The 22,656-nt window shown below is 46.1% G+C and carries 22 protein-coding genes; 7 read left to right on the top strand and 15 right to left on the bottom strand.

What is annotated here, in order from left to right; genetic code table 11:
* Positions 1-9 precede the first annotated feature (9 nt).
* Entirely contained in the window at positions 10-957 is a 948-nt protein-coding gene (locus tag BLR88_RS12340) for an RluA family pseudouridine synthase (protein ID WP_322787667.1), read from the bottom strand.
* A gap of 31 nt (positions 958-988) precedes the next feature.
* Positions 989-1,756 carry a sporulation protein gene (locus BLR88_RS12335; RefSeq protein WP_175493616.1) on the bottom strand — a complete coding sequence of 256 codons (768 nt, stop codon included), beginning with the start codon at positions 1,754-1,756 and terminating at the stop codon, positions 989-991.
* Positions 1,757-2,206: 450 nt separating this feature from the next.
* Here BLR88_RS12335 and BLR88_RS12330 point away from each other — a divergent pair, with 450 nt between their 5' ends.
* Together BLR88_RS12330 and BLR88_RS12325 are read left to right on the top strand one after the other, a co-directional pair.
* Positions 2,207-4,051, top strand: a complete 1,845-nt coding sequence (locus BLR88_RS12330) for a monovalent cation:proton antiporter family protein (protein ID WP_057897344.1) — start codon at positions 2,207-2,209, stop codon at positions 4,049-4,051.
* A gap of 331 nt (positions 4,052-4,382) precedes the next feature.
* On the top strand, positions 4,383-4,790 hold the full coding sequence (locus BLR88_RS12325; RefSeq protein ID WP_057897343.1) for a spore morphogenesis/germination protein YwcE: 408 nt from the start codon (positions 4,383-4,385) through the stop codon (positions 4,788-4,790).
* A 71-nt stretch (positions 4,791-4,861) separates the two neighbouring features.
* Here the strand turns inward: BLR88_RS12325 and BLR88_RS12320 are convergent, their stop codons facing one another.
* On the bottom strand, positions 4,862-5,086 hold the full coding sequence (locus BLR88_RS12320) for a YuzB family protein (RefSeq protein WP_057900200.1): 225 nt from the start codon (positions 5,084-5,086) through the stop codon (positions 4,862-4,864).
* A 255-nt stretch (positions 5,087-5,341) separates the two neighbouring features.
* Positions 5,342-5,656 (bottom strand): DUF3905 domain-containing protein, encoded by a 315-nt coding sequence (locus BLR88_RS12315; protein WP_057900199.1) that lies wholly within the window; start codon positions 5,654-5,656, stop codon positions 5,342-5,344.
* 208 nt (positions 5,657-5,864) lie between these two features.
* Between BLR88_RS12315 and asnB the strand changes: the two genes are divergently transcribed.
* Positions 5,865-7,709 carry an asparagine synthase (glutamine-hydrolyzing) gene (asnB, locus tag BLR88_RS12310; protein WP_091260790.1) on the top strand — a complete coding sequence of 615 codons (1,845 nt, stop codon included), beginning with the start codon at positions 5,865-5,867 and terminating at the stop codon, positions 7,707-7,709.
* 44 nt (positions 7,710-7,753) lie between these two features.
* On the opposite strand, the gene BLR88_RS12305 is transcribed toward asnB, so the two are convergent.
* Both BLR88_RS12305 and BLR88_RS19590 read right to left on the bottom strand, forming a co-directional pair.
* Positions 7,754-7,909, bottom strand: coding sequence for a helix-turn-helix domain-containing protein (locus BLR88_RS12305; RefSeq protein WP_162264982.1), 156 nt, complete (start codon positions 7,907-7,909; stop codon positions 7,754-7,756).
* Between the two features lie 31 nt (positions 7,910-7,940).
* Entirely contained in the window at positions 7,941-8,090 is a 150-nt protein-coding gene (locus tag BLR88_RS19590; RefSeq protein ID WP_162264981.1) for a hypothetical protein, read from the bottom strand.
* Positions 8,091-8,270: 180 nt separating this feature from the next.
* On the opposite strand from BLR88_RS19590, the gene BLR88_RS12300 reads away from it, so the two are divergent.
* On the top strand, positions 8,271-9,152 hold the full coding sequence (locus tag BLR88_RS12300; RefSeq protein ID WP_057897341.1) for a helix-turn-helix domain-containing protein: 882 nt from the start codon (positions 8,271-8,273) through the stop codon (positions 9,150-9,152).
* A gap of 132 nt (positions 9,153-9,284) precedes the next feature.
* Here BLR88_RS12300 and BLR88_RS12295 read toward each other — a convergent pair whose 3' ends face one another.
* The 4 genes from BLR88_RS12295 to BLR88_RS12280 all read right to left on the bottom strand — a co-directional run bounded on the left by BLR88_RS12295 (position 9,285) and on the right by BLR88_RS12280 (position 12,728).
* Positions 9,285-10,157, bottom strand: coding sequence for a cation diffusion facilitator family transporter (locus BLR88_RS12295; protein ID WP_057897340.1), 873 nt, complete (start codon positions 10,155-10,157; stop codon positions 9,285-9,287).
* Positions 10,158-10,332: 175 nt separating this feature from the next.
* Positions 10,333-11,538: an ABC transporter permease gene (locus BLR88_RS12290; protein WP_175493615.1), complete on the bottom strand. Its 1,206-nt coding sequence runs from the start codon at positions 11,536-11,538 to the stop codon at positions 10,333-10,335.
* Entirely contained in the window at positions 11,525-12,277 is a 753-nt protein-coding gene (locus BLR88_RS12285) for an ABC transporter ATP-binding protein (protein WP_057897338.1), read from the bottom strand. Before BLR88_RS12285 ends, BLR88_RS12290 begins: the two co-directional genes overlap by 14 nt.
* A 187-nt stretch (positions 12,278-12,464) precedes the next feature.
* Positions 12,465-12,728, bottom strand: coding sequence for a hypothetical protein (locus BLR88_RS12280; RefSeq protein ID WP_057897337.1), 264 nt, complete (start codon positions 12,726-12,728; stop codon positions 12,465-12,467).
* 471 nt (positions 12,729-13,199) lie between these two features.
* Between BLR88_RS12280 and BLR88_RS12275 the strand changes: the two genes are divergently transcribed.
* Positions 13,200-14,135, top strand: coding sequence for a DMT family transporter (locus BLR88_RS12275; protein WP_057897336.1), 936 nt, complete (start codon positions 13,200-13,202; stop codon positions 14,133-14,135).
* A gap of 611 nt (positions 14,136-14,746) precedes the next feature.
* On the opposite strand, the gene BLR88_RS20580 is transcribed toward BLR88_RS12275, so the two are convergent.
* Both BLR88_RS20580 and BLR88_RS12270 read right to left on the bottom strand, forming a co-directional pair.
* Positions 14,747-14,980 (bottom strand): hypothetical protein, encoded by a 234-nt coding sequence (locus BLR88_RS20580; RefSeq protein ID WP_409359901.1) that lies wholly within the window; start codon positions 14,978-14,980, stop codon positions 14,747-14,749.
* A complete protein-coding gene (locus BLR88_RS12270) occupies positions 14,977-16,029 on the bottom strand; it encodes a class I SAM-dependent rRNA methyltransferase (protein WP_409359900.1) in 1,053 nt (350 codons plus the stop codon). Before BLR88_RS12270 ends, BLR88_RS20580 begins: the two co-directional genes overlap by 4 nt.
* Positions 16,030-16,161: 132 nt before the next feature.
* On the opposite strand from BLR88_RS12270, the gene BLR88_RS12265 reads away from it, so the two are divergent.
* Both BLR88_RS12265 and BLR88_RS12260 read left to right on the top strand, forming a co-directional pair.
* Entirely contained in the window at positions 16,162-17,007 is an 846-nt protein-coding gene (locus BLR88_RS12265) for a YihY/virulence factor BrkB family protein (protein ID WP_057897334.1), read from the top strand.
* 127 nt (positions 17,008-17,134) lie between these two features.
* Complete coding sequence (locus tag BLR88_RS12260; protein WP_057897333.1) at positions 17,135-20,134, top strand: heparinase II/III domain-containing protein; 3,000 nt, start codon at positions 17,135-17,137, stop codon at positions 20,132-20,134.
* Between the two features lies 1 nt (position 20,135).
* On the opposite strand, the gene BLR88_RS12255 is transcribed toward BLR88_RS12260, so the two are convergent.
* The 3 genes from BLR88_RS12255 to pcp all read right to left on the bottom strand — a co-directional run bounded on the left by BLR88_RS12255 (position 20,136) and on the right by pcp (position 22,655).
* Positions 20,136-20,510 (bottom strand): DUF423 domain-containing protein, encoded by a 375-nt coding sequence (locus BLR88_RS12255; RefSeq protein ID WP_057897332.1) that lies wholly within the window; start codon positions 20,508-20,510, stop codon positions 20,136-20,138.
* A gap of 50 nt (positions 20,511-20,560) precedes the next feature.
* Positions 20,561-21,790: an MFS transporter gene (locus BLR88_RS12250; protein WP_057897331.1), complete on the bottom strand. Its 1,230-nt coding sequence runs from the start codon at positions 21,788-21,790 to the stop codon at positions 20,561-20,563.
* 217 nt (positions 21,791-22,007) lie between these two features.
* On the bottom strand, positions 22,008-22,655 hold the full coding sequence (pcp, locus tag BLR88_RS12245) for a pyroglutamyl-peptidase I (protein WP_091260786.1): 648 nt from the start codon (positions 22,653-22,655) through the stop codon (positions 22,008-22,010).
* Position 22,656: the final 1 nt, after the last annotated feature.

The following is a 22,656-nucleotide window of genomic DNA, read 5'->3' as shown; positions in this document are numbered from 1 at the left end:
AGACACCTCCTACATTTGGCGGAAGCGCTTCAACAAGCGCTCCACATCTTCCGGCAATGGCGCCGTATATCCTTGCCTTTCCCCCGTTACCGGATGACAAAACTCAATGCGATGCGCGTGCAACGCCTGTCTTGCTAAGCCCTTGATCCGCGGACCGCCGTATAATGTATCGCCAAGCAACGGAAAACCATGATGACTGAAATGAACGCGGATTTGATGGGTGCGCCCCGTCGCTAATTCCACTTCCACCAGGGAAACCGCATGTTCCGCAATGCCCGGAAAAGCGACAAACTTCTCCAGCACCCGATAATGAGTAACTGCTGGATCACCTCCGGCATCAGCTCTACGCCGGATCGGGTGATGCGGATCGCGCGCAATTGGTTCCGAAAATGTGCCTGTCTCTCCTTGTCCACCCGGATAGCCGGACACTAAGGCAAGATATGTTCTCCGGATCTTATGTTCGCGAAGTTGCTTATCCAAAAGGCTATGAACAAAGCTATTACCTGCGACAAGTAATGCCCCGCTTGTGTCCTTGTCCAGCCGATGCACGGGACGGATCGCCCGCGCTTTGCCTTTCGCCTGCCAATAATAAGCAATACCATGCGCAAGCGTATCGTTCTGCCCTTCCCGCACCGGATGAACAACTATACCGGCCGGTTTGTTCACGACAAGCACCGCATCATCCTCGTATAAAACGGAAATGTCCATCGGCACCGGATCGAGCGACGTCTCCGCCTCGTCTGCAATCAGTACCTTTACTCGATCACCCGCCTTTACTTTTCTCTGCAAAAACGGTCGCTTTTTATTCAGGAACAATCCGTTCTTTCTTGTCAACCGCTGGAGCATACGGCCCGACACCATAAGCCGCTTCCTTAACAAAGATTCCAGCGTCATGCCGGCACACGCCTCATCCACCTCATATTCCAACCATTTTCCGTCCATTCTCCATGCTGTCACACTTTTCCCTCACTTTTCGTTTCGCACGCTGTTATCGGCGAACTAGCGCTTGACGAATTCTCCTCTCCAATTCACCCGGAATGACGCCGCGCTGCCGGTCAATCGTAAACCGCACGTACTGCTCATCCAAATCCAGCATTTCTTCAAAAATGCCGCGTAAACTCGATGGGCGTCTGTCCACCTGCATCAGCACATCTATACCTTCAGGGTATACGTCAAAAATTAATTCAATCTCATCCAACTCATTACGGAACATAGATGTCGGCTTTAATTCGAATTCCTGTACGAACGGTACCATCCTATGAATATGCTTCTTATATTCGCATATACCGCTGTCATATGAATGGCGGAAACCCATGCCTTCCATCTCGGCCAGCAATTGAGCCGCCAGCGGGTCCGGCAATACTGTCACCACATCCGTATCTTTCGGATCAACTGCCATTTCGATATCAAGCCCGGTACTCAAATACACATTCTGACGGCCGAAAGAAATGGGAGCATGATACGGAACACGCAACTGGAAGGGAAGGATCTTCTCCTCCCCCGGCCTAATAAGCAAGGAGTCCGCTACACGATAAGAGGCAAGCACTTCTTTATGCTTCGTCTTAGTATCATTCGTTTCTTTATAGTATTCAGTATACAAATACATATAAATCTGTGAAATCGCTTGTTCGACATTGCCCCCCTTAACATGCACTTCTCCGCGTAATTCGCCACCGGGGTGAACCTTTGAATCAGCCAGGCGGGCATCAACTTTCGCTGCTCCAATTCCAAAACTCGCAAGAAACTTATTTAGCATAATGTCCATCCTTCCTATAAAGTGTCATTATCTGTATATACGAAACCCGGCAGCGATCGATTCATACATATGTATTTCTCTGGTCGCCCTTATTTTTCCTTTCTCCCTGACATTTTTGACGCTTTCGTCATTTCATGCCCCTTTTTTATGCGGAAAAAACATACTAACAATGCGTTACCATGAATAAAAGAGAACGGGTGAAACAAAAAATGAAACCGATTGATTAACACTACTCGGTTCAGCAATAATATGGCATAATGGTAAAAGTTATTCGTACACTTGTCTTTACAGCTATGCGCGTAGAACATTATTTTTAAGCATAATACAAGGTAAAAGAACCAACACATTCTTACCGCTTGTTTGTCTTTATCATATACAGCTTTCCTGTGTGCCGCGCGACGCGCAATACATATACAGCGTACACATCATATACAAGAAAGGAGCGGTATAATGGGCGAAAATGCGCATTCTCCGATTTCACTGCTCATCGTCATTTCCGTCGCGTTTCTAATGCCGATTTTGCTACAACGCCTACGCTGGACAATGATACCGTTTGTCGTGGCGGAAATTCTGGCCGGTATGATTATCGGCAAGAGCGGATTTAACATTGTACAGGAAGACAACTGGCTTTCGATTCTTTCTTTGCTTGGGCTCATCTTTCTGATGTTTCTAAGCGGGTTGGAAATCGACTTTGACACCTTCTCGCAAAAAAAGAAAGAAGGCGGAAATCCGTTCGCGATTGCGTCTTTTGCGTTTTTGCTCATATTCGGTGCTTCTTATCTCGTCTCACTCGTGCTAAATGGTCTTGGCATTATTGAGCAGACCTTTTTTATGACGCTGATCATTTCGACCATTTCGCTCGGTGTAGTCGTTCCGGTATTAAAAGAACGGCGATTAACCGAAACGCTTCTTGGGCAAGTCATCCTGCTTATTGCTGTTATTTCTGATTTCATGACGATGATTTTACTGGCGGTGTTTATATCTCTGCGCTCGCAAGACTCTACCAAACCGCTGCTTTTGCTTGCGCTGTTTGCGGTCACTTTCGTGCTATACCGGATTATCCGGCGAGTCCGCAAATTGTCCAGCTTTGAACAGCTATCTACCGGAACTGTACAAATCGGTACACGCGGCGTGTTTCTGCTGATTATTCTTTTCGTAGCCCTTGCGGAAAACATGGGAGCAGAAAACATTATCGGCGCTTTCCTCGCAGGCGTTATCGTTTCCATGCTGGGACCACGCAAACAGTTCGTTCGCCAGTTGGACGCGTTCGGCTACGGCTTTTTGATTCCTATCTTTTTTGTAATGGTAGGAGTCAAACTTGATCTATGGGCGCTAATTCGCGATCCAAAAGTATATATTTTCATTCCGCTTCTGTTGGCGGCGCTGTATGTATCCAAAGTCATTCCGCTGCTCATACTTAAGAAGTGGTTTAATTGGCGGGAAACTATCGGTGCTGGCATGCTGCTGACATCAACGCTCAGCCTTGTTATTGCGGCAGCCGCGCTGGCGCTGGAGGAAAATCTGATCGTGCAATCCCTGCATGATGGATTGATTTTGGTCGCGATTCTTTCCTGCTTTATTTCTCCTGTAGCCTTTAACCGATTGGTTCCTGCAAAAACGGCCGACCGCACCATCAGAGTCGGCATTGTAGGCCTCAATACCATTACGATGCCGGTAGCGCTTGAAGTACAACAGGCCGGTTTTGATGTGGAAGTATACACACAGAGACGGCAAATTAAAGAGAATAAGGATGTCATTGAAAACAGCCAGACTTTCTACAACAAATTTAAAGCGGTGCATATCGTTGACGATTTCTCCGAGGATACATTGACAGAAGAAGGCCTGTTTGAACGCGATGTGCTGGCATTTGTTTCAAACGACGATGACACGAATATGAGACTTGCCCGGCATGCGCAAGAACTGGGCAAAAAAACAATCATCGTGCGCATGGAAAACCCGACGCGGCATGATGAAGTGCAAAAGAACGGCTTCATCTTATTTTCTACCCTTTTCTCGGCAAGTACGCTGCTTAAAGCGCAAATCGAAGCACCAAACGCGATTGACCTCATCGCGCGAACGGAAGACGCTATACAAACGATTATCATGGGCAACCGTTATTACCATGAGACCCAACTTAAACAATTGCCGTTTCTCGGTGACGCACTTATCCTGCGTATCTACCGCAACAATGATTCCATCATTCCGCACGGGGATACCAGGCTTCAGCTTGGCGACCGTCTACTGGTAACCGGATCGCTTGAAAGCTTGGCCTCTCTGGAAAATGAGCTGTCATAATAAGCTCTTTAGCTTCTTGGCATCTTTTTCTTCCAGTCAGGGAAAAAGATGCCTTTTCAATACTTAAAACAGAGCTCCCATCATCACTATGCCAGAAAAAAATGGATGGCAAATAAACCTCTGAACCCATATCAAATGAAATCATCATCCAAAAAACTTATTTCTCATAAAATTGTCAAAAATAATTAAAATTTTCATCCGATTATTGTATGATATAATTAATTATTTTTCACAACCACATAAAACTACGTACAATAGCCGTCGCACTTTAGCAGTAATATATATGCAAGCGCTTTCTTACATTTAAAAACAAAGAAGGAGGAATTTTCGGATGGACTTATTAATGATTAACCTGCTCTTTGCCAGCGTAGCACCGTTATTGTTTTGGCGCTGGAACCAGAAAGTCCTGAGTGTACTGCAATTGCCGTTCATTGTTGCGATGTGGATGTATCTTCCAGAAATACTTCCATTAGGCGCACCAAAAACAGATTCTACATTCGCTTGGTGGGTGCTGTTTTACTTTAATCTTGTCTTCAGTAATTTGGCCCTCGGAATGGGAATGTTCCGCTGGGCAAACTTCGTCTGGGGAAAAGAAAGCAACACTTCACATTCCTCTGACGAACGATGTTCGACCTTAACTTTGTCTTCAGTCATTTGGCTCTCAGAATGGGAATGTTCCGCTAAGCGAGCCTCATCTAAGGGGAAAAGAAAAAAAAGGGCAACGTATTCCAGAAGATAAACAAAAACGAATAACAGAGCTCTGGCAAGTAAAAAGCCAATGCCCACGGCACCGGCTTTTTGGGTTTTGGTTTATTTTTTCAAATGCTTCCTTACTTTCTCAATCAGCTGGTCCTCCGTTACCCCTGTCAAATAGCGTCCGTTCACCACAGCAAAATGTTTTTTGAATCCAATCCCGCAATACGATTGGCATCCCATCTCTATTTCAGCGTCGGGATCAATTTCTTTTAGCCGCGGTACCAGTGTTTTTATGTTAATCATCTTACACTCATCACATACGCGAAATTCATTGCCCATACCCATGTTCCTTTCCTTGCTCGATACTGCCTTAAGCATGCTTTGTTCATTTCATCATCATACCACATTTGCATCCATTTCTGCACGCTCCGTCCACTTTGCAGCTGACAAAAAAATACGCGGACGCAATTGCTCATCCTTTTTCGCCAAGGAGGAGCACGGTTCTGTTCCTATGCAATAAAAAATCAGGGCAGGCAAAAGCCTGGTTTCCTTCTTCATTCAGAAGAAAACGATGGCTGTGCCTACCCTGATGCTTCAATCTTTGCGATAACTTACGTCCTTGGTCGGATGCATGAACCGCCCACTCTGTGGCACATAACCTTCTTCAATGTAACCTCCTTCAAGAAGCTCTTGGTTAGCCGGAGTATTCCAGCCGATATCATTGGTCGGGTGCACCCACTCGTCTCCAGCCATAATGGCCGGATCTGTATCTTTGCTCCAATTGTTCAAGGGGGAATTTGCTGAATCGTAGAAGCTATCGCCAATCATAACACCATATCTGTTTACAAACGGTTTCTCAAGCTTTTGTTCGGCTTCCGCCCGCTCCGGCGCGTCTATCTGATGCGGCATCGCCGTTTCAGCCGGCTCCTGCCCGATTGCTTTTTTATTCTCATTTGCCACTATCTCGCCTCCTGTCTAGAGTAAATTTGAATATACATAGTGTTTACCTTTTTCCGTCCGCTTACTCTTCGATTGTTTTTGCTTGGTCAGGCACCCATCGATCCGTTCCGGGCATAGTGTAATACTGGGCTATATAATGAGAAGTGGAGGGATTACTATGTGCGGAATCGCAGGATGGATCGATTGGCAGGTGGATATCAGCAAGCAACAAGCCGTACTTCAAGATATGGCCCAAACACTGATTCCACGCGGACCTGATAGCGAAGGAATCTGGACATCAACGCATGCCGGGTTCGCTCATCGCCGTCTCATTGTGATCGACCCGGAAGGAGGCGTCCAACCTATGACCCGGACACACGCGGGCGAAACGTATACGATCGTATATAACGGAGAACTTTATAATACAGACGATCTACGCAAGGAACTTATCGCACGCGGTCATCGCTTTCAAACGACGTCTGACACAGAAGTATTGCTTGTCTCATACATCGAATGGGGCCCGGAATGCCTTAAGTACCTCAATGGCATTTACGCCTTCGCCATCTGGGCGCATCACACAAAAAGCGTGTTTTTGGCGCGGGATCGCCTCGGCGTCAAACCTCTATTCTACACGCAACAAGGTACCAGTTTTATTTTCGCTTCGGAGATTAAAGCGCTACTCGCGCATCCAGCGATAAAGCCAGAAATTACCCAGGAAGGACTCGGAGAAATTTTCGGACTCGGTCCAGCGCGTACACCCGGTATTGGTGTTTTTCACAATATATTCGAACTGCTTCCGGCTTCCTGCCTCCTGTATACACGTTACAACATGAAAATCAAATCCTACTGGGCGCTAGAAAGCCACGAACATCCAGACGATTTGGAAACGACAATCGCTACGATCCGACACCTGCTTGGCGACAGCATTAAACGCCAGCTAGTGGCTGACGTTCCGGTTTGCACCCTGCTTTCGGGGGGAATTGACTCCAGCGCCATTTCCGCGTTTGCAGCGCAGGCATTCAAAGAAAAAGGCTACGGGCCGTTGCACACCTTCTCCATTGACTATGTGGACAATGACATTCATTTTCATCCGAATGAGTTCCAACCGAACGCAGACGCTCCCTGGGCAAAGCGCGTCTCCGAATATCTTGGCACAATACATCACAATGTATACTTCGACACGCCACACCTTATCGACTCCTTGCAAGCAGCATTACGCGCCCGCGACCTTCCTGGAATGACCGACGTCGACGGTTCGCTCTATCTGTTCTGCGGTGAAATTAAAAAAGAAGCAACGGTAGCTCTATCCGGTGAATGCGCGGACGAATTGTTCGGCGGTTACCCTTGGTTCCACCGCGAAGAGGCGCTAACGGCAACCATATTTCCGTGGGCGCGAAACCTCAAAGAAAAAATGCAATTCTTCTCGTCTGACCTGCTTTCGCAAATCGACCTAGAGGACTATACAAAAATGCGGTATCAAGAAGCGCTCGACGAAGTGCCGCACCTTAAGGGGGAAAACACGAAAGACGCACGAATCCGCGAAATGTTCTATCTCAATCTAACGCGCTGGATGCCAACGCTGCTGGATCGTAAAGACCGCATGAGTATGGCTGTCGGCTTAGAGGTACGTGTGCCATTTTGCGATCACCGATTGGTGGAATACATGTGGAATGTGCCATGGTCAATGAAAACGTACGGCGGGCGTGAGAAAGGTATTTTACGTCAGGCACTGCACGGCTTGCTGCCGGACGATGTACTAATGCGGCGCAAAAGCCCGTATCCAAAAACGCATAATCCGTCCTACTTGGCCGCAGTATGCAAAAAAACGCTGCAAATTCTGGACGATAATACATCTCCCATTTTACCGTTCATCAACGTACGGGCAGTAAAAGAATTTGCGGCGCTCGATCTGGCTTCAATCCATATGCCGTGGTTCGGCCAGCTCATGAACGTGCCGCAGTTCTTCGCTTACCTCATCCAGCTTGATCATTGGATGCGTGAGTATAAAGTAATTGTAAAATAACGGAAAGCGGTGAACTATGTGTTTCACCGCTTGCTGCCTATCATTTATGAACTGAATTTTCCTTGTTTATATTCATGAACCCAACGATAAATCATTTTGCTGTTTAATCTATATTTTCTCGCCACCAGGCTCAAGCTTTTTTGCAAGAGTGCGTCTTTGACCACTTCACGTTTAAACTCCAATGAATACTTTTTTCTCATTTCTTTTCCTCCCCCTTCAGCTAGCAGCCCATCAATGTTGATAAGGAAGACGAAGCATAACGGCTGAGGTGTCCTGAGCATTTTTTACTGATTCTTTTTCCACTTCTTTGCTATTAAAAATTCCGTTAATACTAATAAGTAAAAGGGCCGTCATTCCTAGTGAAAAAATTTTCCTCTTCACTGTCTTATACCCTCCTTTCAACTTGGAAAATTATGAGACATATGTTAGTACTATCATAATATATTACATATATTTACGAATTTAGGCTAATAGAGTATTTTTCGAGAAAAAAATAGTTTTTTTTAGCTTTTTCTCAAAAATACGCGATAATCTATAAAAATATTTATATAGGAGCTATGCATGAGTACTCAAAGAATCGGAGAAGTCGTCCGGGAAATCAGGAAGTATCTTAACATCTCACAGACAGAGCTAGCGAAAGGAATTTGTACTCAAGCACTTATCAGCAAAATCGAAAAGGGAGAAGTGATTCCTTCCGCCGAAATTCTTTACTATATCGCCAAGCGATTAGGAATTACGCTCGATTACTTTTTTGACCGAATGGAAAATCCAAGATTTACTTATGTTCAGGAGTTCCTCTATCAAATTCGCAAACTTATCCGAGAACGAAATTATGAGGAAGTGGCTATCCTTATTAAAGCGGAAAAAAACAATCCGATTTTCCAAAATCGGAAAAACCGGCAATTCCTCGTCTGGCATGAAGGAATTTGCGCCTATTACACGGAACAGAACACACAAAAAAGTTTGGATTTACTGCATCAGGCGCTTAACATGGCTGTAAGCCCGGATAACTATACGGAAAAAGAAGTGGAAATTTTGAATAGCATCGGCATCATTTACAGTGAAGAAAAACAATTCACAAAATCAGCAGAAATCTTCTCGACCGCCATCAAACACATGAGCAACGTGACGCTTGTTCAAGATTATACGATATACATCAGACTATTTTATAATTATGCCAAAGTACTTACCAAACTAGGCAATTTCTCTTCATCACTGGAATATTGCGAACGGGGAATTTCTCTCTGTCTACAGCATGAATATTTGTACCTATTTGGAGAGCTACATTATCAAAAAGGAGAGAACTTGTTTCATTTGTGCAACAAGGAACAGGCCATTGAATTCTTCCGCAAATCTATCATCATTTTTGAACTGCAACAAAACAATATTTTTGTGGATTATGTAAGAAAAAGACTTGCAGAAGTTGAGTCTATATCAAAGTAAATGTCCCCTTTATTCTAATGCATTGAAAGAACAGGAGAAAAGAAAAAGACGGAAGGCCTCTCTCTTCTCCTGTCCAGCCTCATCCCCCCAAACACTGCTCACGAATTACATCGCAGGTCGCCTCCCTGGTTCTTATTTCTCCCACGGCTCGACATGGACATGCACACTGATAATGCCATGTTCCTCCTGCATTCTTTTCTCAATCGCTTCCGTAATATGATGACTCTCTATAACGTTCAAATCAGGGTCAACATAAATAACCACATCTACTAGCACATTGTTACCGTGCACGCGCGCTTTTATATCGTTTAGCGCTTTCACTCCCGGTATTTCTTCAATGGTCTGGCGCAATTTCATAAGTTTTTGCTCATCGAAACCATCCGTCAGATTGTGTGTCGCATCCCGAAAAATTTCCCACGCTGTACGACAGATCATAAACCCGACAACGACCGCCGCTAGCGGGTCAAGCCAAGGCATACCAAACTGAGAACCAAAAATACCAACAGCCGCGCCAATGCTTACCCAAGCATCTGATAGATTGTCTTTCGCCGCAGCCATCATAGCCTGACTATTAATCCGCAAAGCGAGCCTGCAATTAAAACGGTACACACCATACATCACCAGGGCGCATCCTACAGCCGTCCACGCCGCCAATGCATCCGGCGTCTCTGCCCGAAAATCCACAATGGAACGCCCGGCGTTGTACAATACCTGCATCCCTACCACCATCATAATGAACGAAGCCATCAATGAAGCAATTGTCTCCGCGCGCCAATGGCCGTAAGGGTGATCCTCGTCCGGCGGTTTGCGGGAAAAACGAAGGCCGATTAGCACCGCAACCGACACTATAATATCAGTCGTATTGTTTAAACCGTCCGCCATCAACGCCTCTGAGTTGGATAGATATCCTATAATCAGCTTAAGAGCAGATAGCGTAAGATAAGCAATAATGCTAACCCAGGCACCTCGTTCCCCTATTTTCAAGTTATTGTATTGCTCTTCCATGCAACTAGACCTCCAGCCATTCCTGTATAAATATGCTACCAGAAAAATTTTGTGTGGGTCTAGAGAAACCTTTTTGCCGAGGTCTAGCATTGTAGGGTAAATAAAACTTATTGCGTTTAAGGCAAATAATTTGCCTAAAGGAAACAAATTGTTGTCTTGCTTTCCGTTATTCTGCTTACACCTTTTTACGTAACACTCTCCAGCTGTATACATAAGAAAAACTAACGCCAATAACAGGGGCAGCCAGCCAGTGCCACCCCGGCATAAACGGGATAAACACCGCAGTATACAAAACCAGCGCCTGTACAAGTAAAAGCATAAATACCACACGCACAACAGCATCCTGCCTTGTCCCAGCCGGAACAGGATAAATATGGTGCCAGAATACATACCGATAATACTGGCGTAGCATCGAAAGCTGCGCCCCTGTCAGGGACAAGATGATAAAATAGGCAGCCACTTTTCCCCAAGCTTCGCCAATGAATGCGATCACGATCCAGCCGATAACTGTCAGACGAAGAAACATCGGCAACAAATCGGAACGCGCGAACACTTTTCTGTACAGATAAGCATATGCATTTCCCCTGGTAAACGGCAGCTGGTCTGCCCAAGCCGCTGCCCAGGAACGGCGTTGCACCCGGTTTGCAATGTGCGGCACATCGACAAACTGGGTGATAAACGTATAAAATCTCGCCTGCATTCTTTTTTCGATCTGTACAAGGCGCTCCCAGTGAATCGCCTGATGCGCCAAGCCCCTATAACAGAAAAAAGCTGCCAAAAGAAACGCGCCTGTAACCAGCATAACAACCGGGATAAACCCGTGTGAGAACAGCATAAATAAAATAGCCGCATTCGCTATCCAGCGAACGAGCATGCATAAAGCTCTCCTGCTTTGTTCTCGCAGGCGCTCCTCCTGCCACTTGCAAAGCAAGTTTACACCCTTTAATACAAGCGAGAAAACAAGCAGTGCAAGAAACGACTCCGCTTTTTCCCCCATCCGATGCGTATATAAAGGCCACACCGCAAGCAGAAACAAAAATATATACAGCGTATGCCAAAACAATGTATATATGATAGAAGCCCGGAAATACGAGCCCATCCGGCTCTCTATCGGCAATAAAAAGACCAAATCCGCTTCTTTCAAGAACGTACGTACCGTCCCTGCTGTCATAAGAACAGAAAACAAGAACGCAATCAACCATTCAACCGGATACGAGCGCGGAATTTTCCCAAGTGCCTGTGAATAATAATACGCCGCTAAAATAAACGCGAAGACAAGAAAAGCAATCATTCCGCTATTTGCAACATAACGAGCATAGCCAAGCGCTTCCTTCTGGAACGCTTCTATCCGCCTGCGCCAAAGATGCCTAGCGTCCATCATTGGCCCCATCCTTTGTCAGTTCGTAAAACACATCGTCCAACGAAGCGGCTGCCATTCCCGCCTGTCGGCGAATCTCTTCCAGCGTACCTGCAGCGCGGATACGGCCATTATGAAGTACGATAAATTTGTCGCAATACCGCTCAACGGTTGAAAGGATGTGCGAACTCATCAGAATCGCCGCGCCCGTATTCTTCATTTTCACCATTAATTCCAGCAGCGAACGGATTCCGCGCGGATCAAGTCCGACAAACGGTTCATCGATAATATAAAGCACAGGACGGACAAGAAATGCATTCATGATCATCATTTTCTGCCGCATCCCTTTGGACATATGCTGCGGAAACATCCTTTTTTTGTCCTGCATATTAAATTCTGCAAGCAATGACTCGACCCGCTCTTCAAATACCTTGCGTTCCAATCCGTACGCCATCGCTGTCAGCTCAAGATGCTCCCACAGCGTCAAGTCATCATACACAAGCGGTGTCTCTGGAACGTATGTGTAAGACGCGCGGTATAACTCCGGCGCTTCTTTCAGCGTTTGGTTGTGAATACGAACCGACCCTTCCGCCGGTTGAAGCAACCCGAGAATATGCTTAATTGTTGTGCTTTTGCCCGCGCCGTTCAAGCCAATAAGTCCAATCATTTCGCGCGGATAAATATCAAACGTAATATTATGGATGACCGGGCGTTTTCGACTATACCCACCCGTAAGGTTTTGTACCTGTAAAATTGGATTCATAGCCATCTCCAGACAATTTTTCTTCCATTATAACAAATCGTCCGAAAAGCTATACAAACGAGGAAAAGGTGAAAAGGATAAAATTTGGAAAAAGCAGGAGGGGAAAGATTAAACGCTCGGCTTCGCCTGTGGAGGCATTCACAAACGGTCCGTAAAAGGACAAGAAAAAGAAAGGCCTGTCTTTCGTTCAACCTGTATCCCAGTACTCCATTCCTGCCTTCCCATAAGCTTCCACTGACACCATGAACCATGCCATCTCTTCACCAGCTCCCCGTCTGTCCGTCCGCATCACGCAAGACTCATATGTTGCCTTTCGTAAGTCTTCACTATAATTCAGGTGCAAATACAACGAATCATCTTCTTCACGGCTAACCCTTCCATTCAGACCAATCTCGGTCAGTACACCTTCTTTGTAGTAAGTAAAAACTTCCTCATTGAAATCGTGATTCATTTTTCATTCCTCCTCTAAAGTATACTTCATCATAACGTTTGACTTATCCCTATCAAAACTGTCGCATGACGGCTTATTATCGGTCATATTATCTATAAATAAAAGGTACGGGGGAATATACCTGTTTTTTCGTTGTTTTTATATAGTCTCAGTGATAGGTTAGACATTGCTTATTTGTTGTTGGTGACTTTAGTATAAAATAAAAGGAAGCGAAAAAAAACAAAAATCGTGCGACAATTCACGCAATTGTAGGCGCTGATCTTGTTAGATTGCGCGATCAAGAGAATTTTTTGTTGGAAGAAAACGAGAAACATGAGAGAATGTAAAGGAATGGAAAGTTATGTCGAAGGAGGAATATGTATGAAGCAGGTTCGCCAAGAATGTGATGTACCCGCTGTTCGCGTAATGTAACGGGGACAGCGATACCCCGTTACGCGAAAAAAGAAATAAGCGAACGGAGGTATTACCATAATGAACAAAAATAAGCAAGCATGGCTAGGATATCTCGCTTTAGGCACCGCCGCAAGCATCTGGGGCGGCATGTACGTTGTCAGCAAAATGGTTCTCGATTCTCTTCCCCCATTTACACTGCTGTGGCTGCGTTATGTAATAGGATTTGTTTTTCTCTGGTATTTTGTAGCGCAGCGCGGCGAGAAACAGCCGCTATCCAAGGACTGGCGTCTATTTTTGTCGATCGGATTTGTCGGATACTTTTTGTCCGTTGGGTTACAATTTATCGGAACCTGGCTGTCTTCGGCCCATATGGGTGCGATTTTGACATCCGCAAGTCCCGTATTTATCGTGCTGTTTGCGTTTCGGATGCTGAGAGAGTCCATCACCTTGCGCAAATTGGTATCGCTGCTGCTTGCGATGATCGGTGTCGTTATTGTAGTTGGCTGGGAAAACAATCTAACCGGAAATGTAAAAACGTTTATCGGGAACCTCTGCCTCATTGGAGCTGCGATTACGTGGGCGCTATTGTCAGTACTGGCAAAGAAGGCATCGCTTCATTATTCACCGCTTGTGGTAACGACATATTCCATTTTTTGGGCAATTACGTTCACGACGCCGGTGATGGTGGTAGAGTGGGGCTTCTTGCCAGTGCAAAATCTGGATGAATGGTCTACATGGTTTGCTGTGTTGTATGTTGGGATTGTGTCTACGGCGGGCGCATTCTATTTATGGAATAAAGGGCTTCAGCTCGTGGAAGCGGGCACCGGTTCCATGTTCTTCTTCTTTCAACCGGTGGTCGGCGCGCTGCTAGGCTGGTTATTGCTGAAAGAGGATCTGAGCCCCTCTTTCTTCATTGGTGGATCGTTAATTTTGTTCGCTGTGCTTTTCATGTCGCTCCCGGTGCGGGAAAGCTTGCACGAACGAAGCGACGCAAAGCCAAAAAAGAATGTATGAAAATCAAAAGTCGAAGTACTAATCGTAAAGTCTAAGAAGAAATCAGAATAGACTTACAATGAATAAAGCCCGGCACATTACTATATGCCGGGCTGCTTCTTTAGCGCTAGAAACTTCATTTCTTCATATCCTCAAAAAATCCTTCTTATTCCACAAAAACAACACTTCTTTTTTCGCATCATCCCCTTTCTTTCTCACACATTCTCCTGTCTTCTTTTTAAAGTAAAAATGTCGTCGATCCCCCGGAATTTTTGCACGACTCCCGATCAACGAAAATAAAATGTAACTGAACAACCAAGAAACCCCCACTTCAAGCGATAGCTAAGTGGGGGAGCGTTCACAACCTATAGTAATGTGATATTAAGCTATATTAGTATCTCCTTTTCGTAATATGAATTTTGCCAACTTCTATTCTACGTGAATTTCTGATGATGGCTCTTCTTTTTTGAAACTGATCATTTTTACACCATTATATGGACTCAACCCAGTAACAAAAAAGAGCTAAACATTAGAAAAGTATAAGAAAAAGTAGGAGCATACATTTGTAGATCTCCTCATAAATCTGCCAGTGAAAGCTTAAAGTAAATGTAAAAAGTGGAATGGGAAAAGCCCTATACTCTTGACCGTACTTCGTAAATGGCAAATTTCAAATAATCGCCTTCATCAGCGCCCGTCAATTTCGGATGATCAACGCCTGCACCGCTCCAACGCAAAAGACGGAGAATTTTTTTCGCATCCATCGCCGCCTCCTGAATCGTCTCCTCGAACAATTCTGGACTCATATGGTAAGAACAGCTGGCTGTTACTAAATAGCCGCCGTCCCGCACAAGCTTAAGGCCGTTCAAGTTAATATCTTTGCACCTTTTACCGCACTGCGCGATTTGGCGAACGCGGGCGGATCGAGAATTACAACGTCCCACTGCCTTCCCTCTCGTGCCGCTTCCCGCAGGTAGTCAAACGCATTTGCCACGACAAACTCGACCCGGTGCAGGAACCCATTTAACTGAACATTACGTTTAGCTGTCTCAATCGCGTGAGCCGAAATGTCAAGCGTGGTTACTTTTTTGGCACCATACTTGCAAGCATTCAATGTAAAAGAGCCAGTGTGTGTGAAACAATCCAGCACCTCGGCACCGTCCCAGAACGGATTTTTTACAATCTTTCCGCGGCGATCCACCGGCCACATTTCTTTTTTGCCATCAATCTCCACTTCCTGCATGCGGATACCGTGCGCCTCTCCCCAACCGGTCATGAGCGGAGCGATGGAGGCGCGGTTCTCACGCTGGTCGAAGAAATAGCCGGTTTTCTGACCGTGTTCAATATCAACGATAAGCTTCAACCCGTTCTCTTCGATTTGGATTTCCGTTTCCGATTCGCCGTACCAGAACCCTTTTTCCTGTTCCAACCCTTCAAGCTCGCGGACATACACATCATTGCGCAAATATATCGCTTTCGGGGAGAATACTTCCAAAAGTGCATGTAAAATCCACTCTTTACGCACTTCCATTCCAAGAGAAAGAATTTGGACAACAAGTACGTCTTCGAACTTGTCCACTACAAGACCTGGCATAAAATCAGCCTCTCCGTATAATACGCGGCAGGAACGAATGTCCGGAAGAAACCGACGGCGGAAGCTCCATGCCTGCCGGATGCGAGATATGAACAACTCCTGATTGATTTCTTCTTCCTGCTTTGTCGTAAGTAAACGTACAATCATTTGCGACTCGGGGTTGATATATCCTCTACCGAGGAAGTGACCCTGATGATTTACCACTTCAACAATATCACCTGGCGTGAATTCCCCTTCGATTCTTTCCACTTCACTCCGAAAAATCCAAGGATGTCCCTGTTCTAGGCGTTTGCGGCGGTTCCGCACAAGAAACACTTTTGTCACGATAATGTCCCTCCGTATTTATCTTCTACCCTGTAACCGAATAGCATAATAATGAACATAAACCTAATGGCATAAAATGAGCATAGTGGTAAAATAACTATAAATAACCCTACATGTCAATGGAGATCGGGTATGGATAAAAAACGAAAAAAACACCGGCTTATCCAGTTTGGCCAGGAATTGGTGGACCGTTTTATAAAGGACGATGTTTCCGGTATGTCCGCTCAGTTGGCCTATTATTTTTTGCTTTCTATTTTTCCTTTTTTTATTTTTGCCTTTACGCTGATCGGATATATGCCAATTTCAACGGAAAATGCGCTGACAATCATTCGGATTATCGCCCCGGAAAAAGTGACCGAACTGCTGGAAAGCAATCTGCACAGTTTTCTAAACACACGGCGCGGCTGGCTGCTGTTTCTCAGCCTGGCAGGCACACTATGGACATCGTCGAGCGCCATACATGCGATTATTGTGGCGCTGAATCGGGCATACGGAGTAGCCGACGAGCGCTCTTATTTTACGTCGCGCCTGCTGGCAATTCTATTTACCATCGGCATGGTGTTGGCTATCTTTATGACGCTGATTTTACCCGTATTCGGAAAAATGATTGAGACGTTTTTTACTTCGCGAATGCATATACCTTACTACATTTTGTTTACCTGGCGTTTGTTGCGCTGGGTCGTCAGTCTTCTATTCCTGTTCAGCCTATTCGCCTTCCTATACTATTTTGCACCAAAATGCAACGTGAATGGGAAAGTAGCCATTGTCGGTGCGCTGTTCGCCGGTTTTGGCTGGCTTGCCGTATCGTACGGTTTCTCTTACTACGTAAATAACTTCAGCAACTATTCGCTAACATACGGCAGTCTCGGGGGCGTGATTATCTTAATGATCTGGTTTTACCTTTCGGCAATGATCCTGATTTTAGGCGGACAGATTAATGCGATGCTCCAAAAATATATGGACGAAGACCGATGCTAGCTAACTGTGCCGTTTCAACAGCCATGTTCCTAATCTATTAAGAAAAACTCGCGTATGCTGCCTATCTACCTTTTCTCTGTTCCACACGTGTCGCGTTTTTTTCTATATCCAAAAGGAGGGAACACACATGCAAAAGCCAATCCCAAAGCTAGGCTTCTATTTCACGCCCGAAAACATTACGATGGCGCAAAAAAATAGCCAGAATCATCCCTGGGTAAAGCAGCGGCTTGAAACGTTACACAAGCATTGCGATCATTTTCTATCCGAATACAGGGATGAAGACATTTACCGGTGCGTGCTCTCTATGCAGGGACAGGCATTTGCTTATGGCATATCCGGCTGTCCCTACTGCAAGGGAGCGTTTCCTTCCTCTCCGGAAATAGGCGGTGGCTTTCTTTCCCGGTTTCCAGAAAAAAATCTGACCTGCCCGTCCTGTGCTTCCATTCTGCCGAATCAAGATTCTCCGGATGATGGAGCAGGATTCCTGCGGGAAGGTAAGGCTTACTATCCTATCGGGGTGTGGAATTTTCACACTGCGGGATGGTTGCTTGGAGGCGTGCGCGATCATGAAGGAATGGTCACCAAGCTGACATATGCGTACATGCTGACTGGAGAAAAAAAGTACGCTCAAAAAGCGCTCGTCATTCTGGATGCATTTGCGGCCATTTTCCCGGAAACGATCGGCCCGCGCGATTTTACTCCGTTCCAGAGCAAGGCGGAAATGGGGCGGCTGCACCTTTTGACTAGCGTGGTGCATCGGGTTAAAGTTTTTCTCGCCCATAATTATGACTGGCTCTATCACCTGGAAGAAATGGATACCCCCTCTCCGGCACTCGCGTTGCTCGGACGACCGGGAACATTCCGGGAAAACATCGAACGAATGCTGAATGATTATATGTTGACAGAACTCGGAGGCCCAGCATACGACCTGAAAGGAGGAAATCTAACTGAACTGCATAACCATGAAGCCGACGGTGTCCGGGCAATGCTAGCAGTAGGACTTGTCACGGAACAGCCAGATTATCAAAAGTGGGGCATCAAAGCGACGGAAGTCTTCCTTTCCAACGCGGTCGGTCGGGACGGTATGTACTTCGAAGGCTCCTATGGCTATTCCATGTTTACGATTACCGTCTTCCTCGACATGGCGCTTCTTGCGATACGGGCCGCCTCCCCGGAGCAATTGCGCGCATTTCATCCTTTTGCCAGTGAACGCTTTTTCCGCTTCGCCGTACAAAATCCCGCAGAAATGCTGTGTCAGGGCCACCTGCCCTGCTACGGCGACTGGGGACAGGACCGAAGACGCAACCGCAAGCTTGATCCTAAGACGGCCGCTGACATATACCGCGCCGCGCTTCACTTCTATCATTATTCTCCGGATCCGGCCATCCAAAAAGAAGCTTTTGACATGTTGCAGCGCACTTGTACATCTGCCCGCCCAGAGCTGGGGGACAAAGGGATGGATTTATTTTTGTTCCACCCGTGCTTAACACCTCGACGTTTTACTTGGCCTGCTGGAACAACGCTCGCAGGGCAAGCAGGCGTCGGCATTCTCAGGGACGCCAATGACACAACCATCCTGATGAGAACGGGCGCCAATCATACGCACGCGCATGACGATATACTCGCCTATAATTATTATGTGTACGGAAAAGAAATCTCTGCCGATATCGGCTACAGCACATACGGTTCCAACGGACATTACGGATGGGCAACCAAATCCATCGCCCACAATACCGTTGTTGTTAATGAAGATCAAGAGATGAAAAAAGGGCAACTTTACAAACCTTTTCCCGGCGGAGAGGTTTCGCTTCTCTACGAATCGCCGCACGTAGCGGCATACGAAGGAAAAGCGCCCGGTCTCTATGGACTGGATGCTTATCAGCGCATGGCAGCGCTTGCGCCGCTGCCTGACGGTTCTTCCTACCTGGTTGACTTATTTTATATTCAGGGAGCTGAAATATGCGACTATACATGGCGTAGTTTTCATGAAAAGGCGGAACTGCGGCTCGACGGCGTAAAAGAATGCAAAACGAATGACGCTTGGACGCTTGCCGGGATAAATGCCCGGGAAAAACCGTACTTCGACACACCCGGAAACAGCTTCGGAGAACGACTTACAATAGGAGAGACGTTCTCGCCGCTGCTCGAAGAGGAAAAAGCACAATACTGGACACCAGCGCCGAATAACGGATACGGATTTATCTATGGAATCCGGCAATACGAGCCACTTCTCCCCTGTGTAAAGGCCTGCTGGGAATCTGAAGAAGGGTTTACGTTGACTTGGCACGGCCTCACCGATCCGGACGATCATATCATTATCGGAACGTATCCGACGCTGTCAGGAAAAGAACACCATCCTGTTCTTATCGTGCGCAGTCGCCGCCCTGCCAAGCAATACGTCGCCCTTATCCATACCAGAAAAACAAAGAGTGCTTTACGTATTCAAACTATACACAGATTAGCCACGCGCGGAAGTGCAGTTATGGCGTTTGCCACTGAACTTACAAATGGCTGGCTTGACTTCTGGGCCTATAGCCCGCTGACGCAGACGATGTGCATCCACACGAGATTCGGAGAATGGCGGATTCGCGGACGTTGCGGCTTTATCCGAACCGACCGCACCGGCAAAATTCTCGCCAGCGCCTGCATCGAAGCCGACGTCATGACATTCCAGGGTCTGAAAATCGAAGGAAACGCCCGACCATGGGTACAAGTTCAAGAGCTAAACTACAAAAAAAGAACGATCCGGCTCCATCCGCATTCTCCGCCGAAGAATGCGAAATATATCCGAATCGCTCCATCGCCTGAAGCTCCTGCTGCTCTCTATTCGGTAAAAGAAATTTTGCAACGCGAAGACGGCATACTCGTCATCACAAGGGATTCTTTCAGCCTTTCGCAAGGCGCGGTCGCCACCTGTCAAAAAGATGTCATCCGTTCTTTGTACCCGTTGCCGCTCGCTGCCTCTTTCCGCGGCAAACTCCTGCTCGGGAAAAACGGTGGACGCGCCGTTATCGAAGACATACCCGATGTAAAAACGATACGGGCCCATATTCTTGCCCCATTCATGGTCGGAGAAGCATTCGATATTGTGGATGTGGCAGAACATTACTGGGCACAATGGCTATAGGCTATTTTTTTGCTGCGGCAACCGCCAGAAAAATCCAGCCGATCAGGAAGCAAACGCCGCCGATAGGCGTAATCGCTCCGAGCCAGCCAATATTAGTCAAGGCTAAAGCATACAAGCTAAATGAGAAGAATAAAATCCCGGCTTGCAAAAACCAGCCGGCAAGCCTCAACTGCTTCATCCCGGCGGTCAGGCGTTCTCCGAACACACCGACCGCCAACAGGCCAAGACCATGTACCATATGATAATGGACACCTGTTTTGTAAACTTCAAACAGTCGTTCTGCGATTCTTCCTTCCAATCCATGGGCGCCAAACGCGCCGAGCGCTACCGATAAAAATAGGTTTATACTGCCAAGAATAATAAAAATACGTGCCATGGCTCTCTCCTTTGCTTTAGAAAATCTTATTCTCATTATAGCAAACGTTATTACGAAGTTTTTGACAGAGCCGGTACATTTCGCGCAAATAAACTCCGGCTTATCAAAACACCGATGCAAGCTATAAGAAGCAGCCCTCCCATTACCAAAAGCGAAAAGGAAGCGCCTGTATAGGAAACCGTCCGCGCAAACAACCCGATTAAACTAATTCTAAGTAACATTCCTATCGCCGAGAAAAAGCTATTCACCCGTCCCATAAATTCATTAGGTACTTCATTCATCATAATCGTGTTCCGCGCGACACGAGAACCGGCATTTCCCCAACCTAGAATGACATCCAGCGCAAGAAAAAGAAGAACCGCGGGAAAAATAGCGATAAGAATCGTACCAGCCGTATAAGCGCAAACCGTAAACAAAACCGTGCGAAAAGGCCCTATTCTACCTAGCATCAGTGGAATGATACATCCGCCCAAAACCGCACCAACCGCATATATCGCATCCGCCAATCCCATTACCGTACCGTCCGCTCCGAGCGTCTTCGCAATATACACCGGGTACAGATAATTGCCGACCATAACACCGACAAAGGGCATAAGCGAGCTTACGTAAAAAACAATGAACAGCGGCTTATCTTTAAGATAAAAGAATCCTTCTTTCATCGTTAACCAAACAGAAGCCTTCGATACATTCATTTGCTGTCCGGAAAGCCTGTAGGGAACAAGGGAAAGCAGTGCAAATCCTCCGGCATAGGTCAACGCATTCGCGAATAAAATCCAGAAAAAATCAATCCTTTCAATGAATACGCTCGTCAGGCCGCCCGCCAGCATGGAAGCGACCTGATTCTGAATTTCCATCACGCTGTTCAATTCTTGGTACTGCTCTTTCGTGAAAATCTCTTGGTTAAACGCGAACTGGGCCGGATAATGCAACGCATAGTAAAAAGAACTGACGGCGTATATGCCGAGAAGGTGCCATGTTTCATAGGCTCCAGCTCCAAAACCCCATGCTGCAAAAAAAGCGGCGGCTATGAAGCCAAATCCCTCGCTAAACAGCAACACCTTCTTCCGCGACATTCTATCAATAAATACACCGATATACGGTGACGCAAAAAAAAGAAAAGCCGTCATGCAGAATGCCGCATATCCGTAAATCTGAGCACCGTCCTCCCGATTTACCAGAAGCCAGGGAACTCCGATCATAGTCACACCTGAGCCGATAGAGGAAAGAATATTAGCGAATATTAATTTTTGAAAACGTGAATCCCGCAACACACCCTTCATTCATGTCACCCCATGATTCCACAGGATATTTTTATAAATATTATTTGTAATCATTTTAATTTATCGTCTTTACAATGTCAACAAATTTATAATAATTTTAAATAAAAAGAAAAGTTTGCAGGAATTGCCGGTTCGACCGACGTGCTACACGCTCCACATGAAAAAAGGCCATGACACAATTTGTCATGACCTTTCGTATCTTAATCTATAATGAAAATCAGTGCGTCTGTCCGCCCACCTCTACTATATCTTGCTCATGAGTAAGAGTCGTTTCGACAGCAAGTTCCAGTCCTTTTACAATCATATTAAGCGGCATACTTGGCTGTCCTGGATGGGCGACAGCCTGTTGTGGAAGATATGGAATATGAATAAATCCTCCGCGCGCTTTTTTTTCCGATGTATTCAGAATATGCATTAATCCATAAAATACATGATTACAGACGAATGTACCTGCCGTTTGTGAAATCGAAGCCGGAATCCCCTGCTCACGTAGCCTTTTAACAATAGCCTTAATTGGAAGCGTCGCCCAATATCCAACCGGGCCTCCCATCACAACCGGCACATCCACAGGCTGTTTGCCTCTATTATCTGCTATTCTCGCATCATCCACGTTAATTGCTACACGTTCGACCGTAATATCCGGACGACCACCTGCCTGTCCCACACAAATAATAACTTCCGGCTTTAACTCTTCTATATATTTTTCTAATTCGGCTATTGATTCATGAAATACAGTAGGAAGCTGACGGGCCACCACTACATAATCATCAATCTTCTTACCGTCTAACTGTTTCACGGCTTCAAGCGACGGGTTTACCGTTTCCCCACCAAAAGGCTCAAAACCTGTAATCAACACGTGTTTCATT

It is taken from the genome of Aneurinibacillus thermoaerophilus (genome assembly GCF_900099925.1).
Classification (GTDB): domain Bacteria; phylum Bacillota; class Bacilli; order Aneurinibacillales; family Aneurinibacillaceae; genus Aneurinibacillus; species Aneurinibacillus thermoaerophilus.
Note: the sequence above shows the minus strand (reverse complement) of the source record. Positions and strands in the feature narration are given on the sequence as shown.